This window comes from Amycolatopsis sp. NPDC114505 (assembly GCF_055633615.1).
Genome location: NZ_JBVKDV010000003.1, coordinates 463,650 through 473,265, shown reverse-complemented (window position 1 = coordinate 473,265; position 9,616 = coordinate 463,650). Strand labels below are relative to the sequence as shown.

3 protein-coding genes are annotated in these 9,616 nt (G+C 73.4%); 2 read left to right on the top strand and 1 reads right to left on the bottom strand.

The features are described 5' to 3' along the window. Positions 1-4 precede the first annotated feature (4 nt). Positions 5-7,069, bottom strand: coding sequence for an SDR family NAD(P)-dependent oxidoreductase (locus ACZ7OU_RS31375; RefSeq protein WP_470257969.1), 7,065 nt, complete (start codon positions 7,067-7,069; stop codon positions 5-7). Positions 7,070-7,870: 801 nt separating this feature from the next. Between ACZ7OU_RS31375 and ACZ7OU_RS31370 the strand changes: the two genes are divergently transcribed. Further along, positions 7,871-8,980, top strand: coding sequence for a threonine synthase (locus ACZ7OU_RS31370; RefSeq protein WP_470257968.1), 1,110 nt, complete (start codon positions 7,871-7,873; stop codon positions 8,978-8,980). After that, positions 8,977-9,594: a helix-turn-helix transcriptional regulator gene (locus ACZ7OU_RS31365; protein WP_470244044.1), complete on the top strand. Its 618-nt coding sequence runs from the start codon at positions 8,977-8,979 to the stop codon at positions 9,592-9,594. The genes ACZ7OU_RS31370 and ACZ7OU_RS31365 overlap by 4 nt, the downstream gene beginning before the upstream one ends. The last annotated feature ends 22 nt before the right edge of the window (positions 9,595-9,616 follow it).

The window sequence follows — 9,616 nt, the reverse complement described above, 5'->3', positions numbered from 1 at the left end:
TCCGTCACCAGCCTGAGGCGGTGTGGACGACAGCGGAGACGTCGGGGCGGCCCCAGGCCAGCTCGCGCAGCAGGCCGAGGGTGCCTTCCTCCGGGTCGATCAGCTCGATGCCGCGGCGGGCGTAGTCGCGCATCAGCGCGGGGGTCACCATGCCGTCGTGGTCGCCGGTCGGTGCCCACGGTCCCCAGTGGACGGTCACCGCGCGCCCGGCCGGCCACCGCCGGCCGAGCGATTCGAGGGCGTCGTTGGCGGCGGCGTAGTCCGATTGGCCGCGGTTGCCGAGGGTGGCCGCGATGCTACCGAAGAGCACGACGAACTTCGGCTCGTCGGGCAGGTCGGCGGTGGCTTCCAGGAGGGTCCTGGCACCGTCCACTTTGGTGGTGTAGACGCGGGCGAACGACTCCGGGGTCTTGTCGGCGACGAGCTTGTCCTCGATGACGCCGGCCGCGTAGACGATGCCGTCGAGCCGGCCGTACTCGGCGTGGATCTCCTTGACGGCGCGGTGCACGGCTTCGGCGTCGAGCATGTCGACGGACTGGTAGCGGACCGGGCTGCCGAGGGCGTCGAGCTGCCGGAGGGTCGTCCGGACTTCGCGTTCGCTCTCGATGCGCCGGACGGCCTTCTCGATCTCGGCGGGGATCTTCAGCCCGGCTTCGATGAGCGCTTTCCGCAGTTCTTTGGCGTCCCTGGCGTGCGGGTATGCGTCCTCGTCCGGCGGCACCGGCGTCCGGCCGAGAAGTTCGACGCGGCAGCGGGTGGCGGCCGCGAGGGTGCCGGCGAACCGGGCGGTGATGCCCTTGGCCCCACCGACGAGCAGGACGACGGAGTCACGGTCCAGGCCGATGGCGGCCGCTTCGGCGGCACCGTCGCCGGCCGGGCCAGCGCCGCTGCTGCCGAGGAGGCCGAGGTCCTGCGCGGCGGGCTCGAGTCCGCGCCGGGCGTGGCCGTCCCGGATGACGACGGGCTCACGGTCCACGGTGGACAGTTCGGCGACGAGCTCGGCGGGTCGTGCGCCTTCGACGACCCGGGCGAGGGTGTCGGGGTACTCGCGGGAGACGCTGCGGTAGAAGCCGCGGAGTCCTTCGGCCGGCCCGGCGGTGAGCAGCCACCGCGGCCGTTGGGCGAGGGCGGCTTGGTACAGCGGGAAGGCGGCGGGCAGGACGGAGGTGCCGTCGCCGCCGGGGAGGTGGAGGTAGCCGTCGTAGCCGAGCCGGACGTCGTTGCCGAGGTCGGCTTCGGCGCCGTGGGCGGTGAGTTCGGTCTGGACGGCTTCGGCCCGCGGGCTGGTGCCGAGGATGAGGAAGCGACGGCCGTCGATGTCGGGTGTGGTGGCGGGGGCGAGGTCGACCTCGGTCATGAGGTACCGCTTCGGCGCGACGATCACCGGCTGCGGTTCCGCGTGGTCCGCGGCGGGCTCGGCTATCGCCGGGTGAGGGTTGGAGTCGTTCGCAGGGGTCTCGCCGACCTCCGACCGCGGACCGGAACCGTTCGCGGCGGCCTGGCCGACTTCCAGCCCGGAACCGTTCGCGGCGCCCCTGCCGACCACCGGCCCAGCACCGTTCGCAGCGGCCTGGCCGACCGCCAGGTCGCGCCCGGCATCGTTGGCGGCGGCCTGGCCGACCGCCGGCCCTGCACCATTCGCGGGGATCCGGCCGACCGCTACGTCGCGCCCGGCACCGTTCGCGGCGGCCTGGCCGACCACCGGCCCGGCGCCGTTGGCTGCGAGCCGGCCGACCGCCGCATCCGTCGCGGCGAGGTTCGCGGCGGAACCGGCGCCCAGCAGCTCGGCGATCCCGGCCGCCGTGCGAGCCTTCGCTATTTCCTCGACCTCACCGATGCCCAACCGGATCGTCAATTCGCCCGCGATCTCCGCCCGCTTGATCGAATCAATGCTCAAATCGGCTTCCAGATCGAGATCCGGCTCGATCATCTCCACCGGATAGCCCGTCCGTGACCCGATCACCGCCACCACGGTGCCCAGCACCGACGGCGCCGCCTCGGCGGGTTCCTCGCCGATCAGCTCCGCGATCGCCGCCGCCGTGCGGGCCTTCGCGAACTCCTCCACGTCGCCGCCCGCGAGGTCCAGCCGGGTCGCCAGCTCGCCCGCGATCTCCGCCCGCTTGATCGAGTCGATGCTCAAATCCGCTTCCAGATCCAAGTCCGGCTCGATCATCTCCACCGGATACCCGGTCCGCTCCCCGATCACCTCGACGATCGTCTCCAGCACCGACCGCCCAGTCGAAACCGGGACCGGAACCGCTGGGACCGCCGAAGCGACCGGAAGCGCCGGAACCGCCTCGACGACCCGTGCCATCGGTGCCTCGCTGCCCAAGAACCCGAGCAGCACGTCACGCTGAGCGGCGATCATCTCGCGGCTCGTCCGCAGGAAGTCGGTGACCATCGCCTCCGCCGTGCTGTCCGCCGGCGCCGCGGGCAACCCGAGGGAAACGCGGGAAGCCGGCTGGAGGGCACCCGCCGGGATCGACCCTTCCGCCGTGCGGAGGAGGTGACCGTCCACCGTCCACCCGGGACGCTTCGACCGGGGGACGGAAGCCGCGTCGACCGCGTCGCGGCCGCGGAACAGCCAGCCCGTCTCGACCGGGACCCCCGCCGCCGCCAGCTGGGCCAGCGCGGTGAGGAAGCCCGGCACACCACGACGGCCCGGCTGCTCGAACCCGACCGTCCGGTGCGGACGGTCGCCGAGGATCGCGCCGACCTGCCTGGCCAGCACCGCGCCCGGCCCGGCCTCCACGAACACCCGCGCTCCGGCCGCGTACATCGCCTCGACCTGCTCGACGAACCGGACCGGCGAGCCCACCTGCGCCGCCAGCTCGTCGCGGATCGCCTCCGGCAAAGCCGGGTACGGACCCGCGGTGCGGTTCCCGTACACCGGGACGACAGGCTGGACGACGCCGATCGCCTCCAGCGCACGCCCGAACGTCGAGCCCGCCGCGGCGACCAGCGGACTGTGGAACGCGCACGCGACCGAGATCCGTTTCGCGCCGAGCCCGGCCGCGCGCAGCTGCGTGACCGCGGCCTCGACGTCGGCCGTCGGGCCGGAGATCACCGTCTGCTCGGGTGAGTTGTGGTTGGCGAGCACGACCGTGGACGACGTGAGTACCGCGCCCACCGCGGCCGCCGACGCCGCGACCGCCGCCATCGCACCCGGGTCTCCGGCCGGGATGGCGTCCAGGATCGCCGCCGCCCGGGCGTGGCTCGCGTGCAGCAACGCCTCCGGCGTGAACGTGCCCGCCGCGGCCAGCGCCGTCAGCTCGCCGTAGCTGTGCCCGCCGACCATCGCCGGCCGCACCCCCGCGCGGGTCAGCAGCCGGAACGCGGCCAGCCCGGCGAGGCCCAGCGCGGGCTGCGCGACGCGGGTGTCGGTGACGCGGTCGGCCAGCTCCTGCCGCGCCGCCTCGCCGAACACCGCCGGGCCGAACACCACGTCCGCCGTCGGCGGGTCCAGGCGCAAGTAGCGCTGCAGCTCGGGGAAGGCGACGAACAGCTCGGCGAACATGCCCGGCCGCTGGCTGCCCTGGCCCGGGAACAACACCGCGACATCGCCGGGTTCGCCGCCACCGGCGCGGTGGAGGCCAGGCGCGTCCTCGCCCGCGAGAGCCTGCCGCAGCAACGAAACCAGCTCGTCCACAGTGGACGCCACGACGGCGAGCGTCACCGGCCGGCCCTGAGCGCGCACCGACGCCGACAGCGCGAGGTCGCGCAGCCGCCACGGCTGCCGGCCCGCCGGGACGTCCGAGGCGAGCGAAAGCAGGTCGCGGACCGCCGCGTCCGTCGTGAAGACGAACAGCTCCGCCGGCCACTCGTCGGCGGACAGAGCGGGCGGGACGCTGTCGTGCGCGCCCAGCACGACGTGGAAGTTGGTGCCACCGAAGCCGAACGCGCTGACCCCGGCGATCCGCTCGGCGGCCGGCGCGGCCCACGGCCGAGCCTCCGTCTGGAACACGAACGGGCTGCTCGAGGCGTCCCACGCCGCGTTCGGCGCCGTGAGGTGCAGCGTCGGCGGCTTGACGCCGGTGTGCAGGGCGAGCGCGGTCTTGATCAGCCCGGCCAGGCCCGCGGCGCACTTGGTGTGGCCGATCTGCGACTTCACCGAGCCGACCGTGCAACCGCCCGGCGCGGCGCCGGCCTCGGTGAACACCTTCGTCAGCGTGCCCAGCTCGGTCCGGTCGCCGACGACGGTCCCGGTGCCGTGCGCCTCGACCAGCCCCACGTCCGCCGGCGAGACCCCCGCGTTGCGATAAGCGCGGGTCAACGCGTTGTGCTGACCTTCCGGCCGGGGCGCGGTCAGCCCGAGCGCCCGGCCGTCCGACGCGGCCCCGACGCCCTTGATCACGGCGTAGACGCGGTCGCCGTCGCGTTCGGCGTCGGCGAGGCGTTTCAGCGCGACGCAGGCGACACCCTCGCCGAGTGCGATGCCGTCCGCCGCGCTGTCGAACGTCGCCGAGCGCCCGGTCGGCGAAAGGGCGTGCGCCGAGGCGAACAGGAGGTAGTCGTTGATGCCGTTGTGCAGGTCCGCGCCGCCGCAGAGGACGAGGTCGCTGGTGCCGGCGGTCAGTTCCTTGCAGGCCACGTCGACGGCGGTCAGTGACGACGCGCACGCGGCGTCGACCGTGTAGTTCGCGCCACCCAGGTCGAGCCGGTTCGCGATCCGGCCAGCAATGACGTTGGCCAGCACGCCTGGAAAGGAGTCCTCAGTGATCCGCGGCAGCCGGTCGTCCAGTTCGGACGGCAGTTCGCCCACATAGGACGGCAGCACGGTGCGCAGGCTCATCGCGTTCGACAGGTCGCTGCCCGCCTCGGCGCCGAACACCACCGACGTCCGGGCGCGGTCGAACGCGCGGTCTTCGTAACCGGCGTCCACCAGAGCGCGGTGCGCGGCCTCCAGGGCCAGCAGCTGCACCGGCTCGACGCTGGCCAGCGACGACGGCGGGATGCCGTACTTCAGCGGGTCGAAGCCGATTTCGGGCAGGAACCCACCCCAGCGCGACGGCGTCTTCTCGCCCTGGCCTTCGGGGTCGTAGTAGAGGGAGGTGTCCCACCGCTGCGGCGGGACCTCGGTGACGGCGTCGGCGCCGGCCAGGACGTTCGCCCAGAACGTGGCCAGGTCGGGTGCCTGCGGGAACATGCAGGCCATGCCGACGATCGCGATGTCCAGGGGCTCGGGCGCCGGGGGCTCCGGCGTCGCGACGCCGAACGCGGCGGCCCGCTCGCGCAGGACGGCGTTCGCGCCTTCACCGACCGCGTGGTGCAGGTCGGCGATCGTGGTGACGGCCGAGCGCAGCACGGCGACCTCGCCCGCCATGAACATGCCTTCGGCGAGCTGCCGGTCTTCGCCGACGTCCCGCAGTTCGGCGCCGACGCGCTCGATGCCCTTGCTCGCCAGGCGAAGCCGGCCGACGTTGAGCTGTTCCAGCCGCTCCCAGGCGTCGCGGCTCGGCACGCCCCGCTCGGCCAGGTCGGCCTTGATCGCCGCGTACTCCTCGGTGAACGGGCTGCGGACGCACCGCGTCGCGTGGCCGGGCGCGGTTTCGAGGAGGTCGGTGTGCTCGGCGCCGAGGAGGCTCCGCTGGAACAGCGGGAGCACGGCGCCGGCGTCGACGGCCTCGCGCGTGAAGAGGTAGGCGGTGCCCATCAGCACCCCGATCGCGGCACCGCGCGCGGCCACCGGCGCGGCGAGCGCCGCCACCATCGCGGCCGAGCGCTCGTCGTGGATCCCGCCCGCGAACAGCAGCCGCAGGTCCGCGGCAGCGTCCGGAGTGGACGCGAGGAAGTCGGCGAGGACGCCGAGCTGCGCCTCCCACAACGGGAAACTCGTGCGCGGCCCGACGTGACCGCCGCATTCCGAGCCTTCGAAGACGAACTTGCGGGCGCCGGCTTCGAGGAACTGCTTCAGCAGCCCCGGCGAGGGCACGTGGAGGAAGGTGGCGATGCCGGCCTCCTCCAGCGCCGCGGCCTGCGCGGGGCGGCCGCCGGCGATGATCGCGTGCGTCGGGCGCAGCTCGCGGATCACCTCGAGCTGCGCGGCCTTGACGTCTTCGGCGGCGAACCCGAGCACGCCGACGCCCCAGGGCGCGTCGCCGACGGATTCGCGGGTCCGTTCCAGGACGTCGCGGGTCTGGTCCGGGCCGGACAGGGCCAGCGCGATGAACGGCAGCGCGCCGCCCGCGGCGACCTCGGCGGCGAACGCGGGCTGGTCGCTCACCCGGGTCATCGGTCCCTGCGCGATCGGCAGCGCCGTGCCGAGCGCGCGACTGCCCGCGCTGCCGGGCCCCAGCACCGGAACCTCGACGCGCAGGGCTGCTCCGATCGCGTCGCGGAGGCCACGCACCGCGGCGGTCACGGTGCCCCAGCGGTCCCGGAAGCGGGTGGCGAGGAAGACGTCCTGGCCGGCTTCGACCGGCTCGAAGCCGTGTCGCGCGAGGCGCCGGACGCCGTCGACGACCGTCGTTTCGGAGCCGTCCAGCCCGGTCAACGCGCGGGTGAGCGCCGATGGGAGCTCGGTTTCGGGCAGGAGGGCGAGCTGGGTGTCGACGACCACGCCCGCCGCCCCACCCGCGATCGCGGCGGCCGCGGTGTGCGGGCCGATCCCGCCCGCGGCCCACACCGGGACGTCGACCGAAGCGAGCAGCGCCTGCAGCAGCACGAACGTGCTCAGCTCACCCGTCCGGCCGCCGCACTCGTGACCGCGGGCGATCAGGCCGTGGGCACCGCCGGCGACGGCTCGCGCCGCGGACTCCCGGCCGGTGACCTCCGCCAGCACCCGGCGACCGGGGAAGTCCGCCGCGGTGCACGGGGAGTCCTCGGTCAGCAGGACGGTCGTCGCGGCTTCGGGCAGCTCGGTCGCCGGGCCGCTCACCCGGACGCCGAAGGCCGGAACGCCCCATTCGCCCAGCGCTGCGAGCTCGTCATTCTGGAACGGACTGGCGGCCCCGCCGGTCAGGTCGAGCACACCGAGCGCGCCCCCGCGCGCGGCGGCCGCGACCCCGCGCGCCGACGGCCACCGCACCGGCGACACGGCGACGATCAGGTCGGCTTTCGGGACACGCATGGGCACTCCCGCTACGCACGAATGGGTGATGGGTAACGGGGTGTACTTAAGCGGGTTCCGACGGGTTCCGTCAACAACCCACCACGATTTCGTCGTGATGGTTCAGAAAATTCGGGATCGACCAGCCGGAGGACGCAAGAATTTAACGTCGCCGTCACGTTCCGCACTCCGGAAGGCACGCCGGATTGCGGTTGTACGGGGGACAACGGCCGGCCACAGTGGCCGGACCTGCGCCTCACTTGGCACACGCGCCCAGATGGGGCAAGCCTTCTCACCCGGTGGACGGAGTGCGACTGGCCACACCGGACCACGACGTTCGGCGGTCCGATCGGTTTCCGGCCGCCCACCACAAACTGTCGTGACGGTGAATCCGGTCACGACTCGTCGATCGCCGGCAACGCGGAAACGTCATTATTCCCGATTGTCCGGCCGCTATTTCCCCGGCAGTTTTACCCACAGCCGAAAGTAGTACCCGGAACGCGTCCGATTACCCCGGCGGGATCGCGCACGTCCACTGTGGACCGCTTCGCGACCCGGGTTCCGCGTGCTCAAACGGCCCACGGCGGCTCCGGGTCCCGGACGCCCCGGATCGCGGCGGCACCCGTCGCGACCAGGACGACTCCGGGTATTCGGCCGGACACCATCGGTACCTCCAGTCTCCCGCGGCGATCTTCGTCAGGGATTTTCCACACTCCGGTGACAGATTTTCCTTAGAGAAAGCTGAAAGCGTTTCGCGTACCAGTCGGTAACTATGGACGTATCGTCTAGACTTCGACTATCTGTCCAGCAACGGAGGTGGTCGTGGAGTACTGGTACGCCGACGAGCGTTCGGGGAAGCGCTACCCGGCTGACCCGCTGCGGTGGCGCGGCGACGACGGTGCGCCGCTGTCCGTCGCCCCGCTGCCCGGGCTCGCTCCCGGTGACGTCGAAACCGGCGTCCGGTCGCTCTGGCGGTACCGGGCCGCGCTGCCCGGCGACCTGCGCCCGGTCTCGCTCGGTGAGGGGTGCACGCCGCTGGTCCCCCGCCCCTGGGGCGACGGCGACGTGCGGTTCAAGCTCGAGTGGTTCAGCCCGACCGGCAGCTTCAAGGACCGCGGGTCCAGCGTGATGATCTCGGCGCTGGCCGGCGCCGGGGTGACGGAGCTCCTGGAGGACAGCTCCGGCAACGGCGGCTCGTCGGTGGCGGCCTACAGCGCCGCCGCCGGCATCGCGGCCACCGTGCTGGCTCCCGAAGGGACGTCCGCGGCGAAGGTCCTGCAGACCCGCGCGTACGGCGCGCAGGTCGAGCTCGTGCCCGGCACGCGCGACGACACCGCCGCCGAGGCCGTCCGCCGCTCGTCCCGCACGACCTACGCCAGCCACAACTGGCACCCCTTCTTCCTGCAGGGCACCAAGACGCTGGCCTACGAGCTGTGGGAGGACCTGGGCTTCCGCGCCCCGGACGCGGTCGTCACGGTGGCCGGCGCCGGCAGCATCGTGCTCGGCTGCGACCTGGGGTTCGGCGAGCTCCTGGCCGCCGGGTCGATCACCCGGCGGCCGCGCCTGCTGGTCGCCCAGCCGCGCAACTGCTCCCCCATCGACGCCGCCGTCCACGACCGCCCGGCCCCGGCGTTCGCCCCGACCGTCGCCGAGGGGACCGCCATCCGGCACCCGGTCCGGCTCCCGGAGGTCGTCGCGGCGATCCGCCGGTCCGGCGGCGACACCGCGGCGATCGAGGAGGACGCCATCGCCGCGGCCGCCCGCCGGCTGGCGTCGCTCGGCCTCTACGCGGAGCCGACCAGCGCGACCGCCGCCGCGGCGATCGACGTCTTCCGGGAACGCGGCGCGATCCGGCCGGACGAGACGACCGTCGTCGTCCTCACCGGCTCCGGGCTCAAGGCACCCGACAAGCTGCGGGAGCTGCTCGGATGACCGAGGACGAGCTGCTGCTGCGCGAGGCCGAGAAGATCGCGCGGGCCGTCGCCCGGATGTTCCCCGGGCTGTGCGAGGTCGTGCTGCACGACCTGCGCGACCCGGCCCACGCGGTGCGCGCGATCGAAGGCGGGCTGTCCGGGCGCGCCGTCGGCGACCCGGCGACCGAGCTGGGCCTGGCCCGGATCGCCGACCCCGGCTTCCCGGACGTGCTGCAGAACTACCCGAACCGCTTCCCCGACGGACGGCCGGCGAAGAGCACGTCGATCGGTCTCCGCAACTCGGGCGGCGAGTACGTCGCCGCGCTGTGCCTCAACCTCGACGTCTCCCTGCTCGGCTCGGCCGCCCGCGCGCTGACCCGGCTCGCCCGAGCCGACGAACCGGCACCGCTGACGGAGTCGCTGCGCGCCCGCACGGCCGACGAGCTGCGCGCGCTGGTCGAGGACTACGCGACCGAGCGCGGCCACACCCCGCGCAGCCTGCCGGCCACGGGGAAGAAGGACCTGGTGCGGACGCTGAAGGAGCGCGGGTTCCTGGAGGTGAAGAACGCGGTGCCGGCGCTGACCGACCTGCTCGGGATCTCCCGGGCCAGCGTCTACAACTACCTGCGCTGAAAGGGTGGCCTCCCCGGGAGGT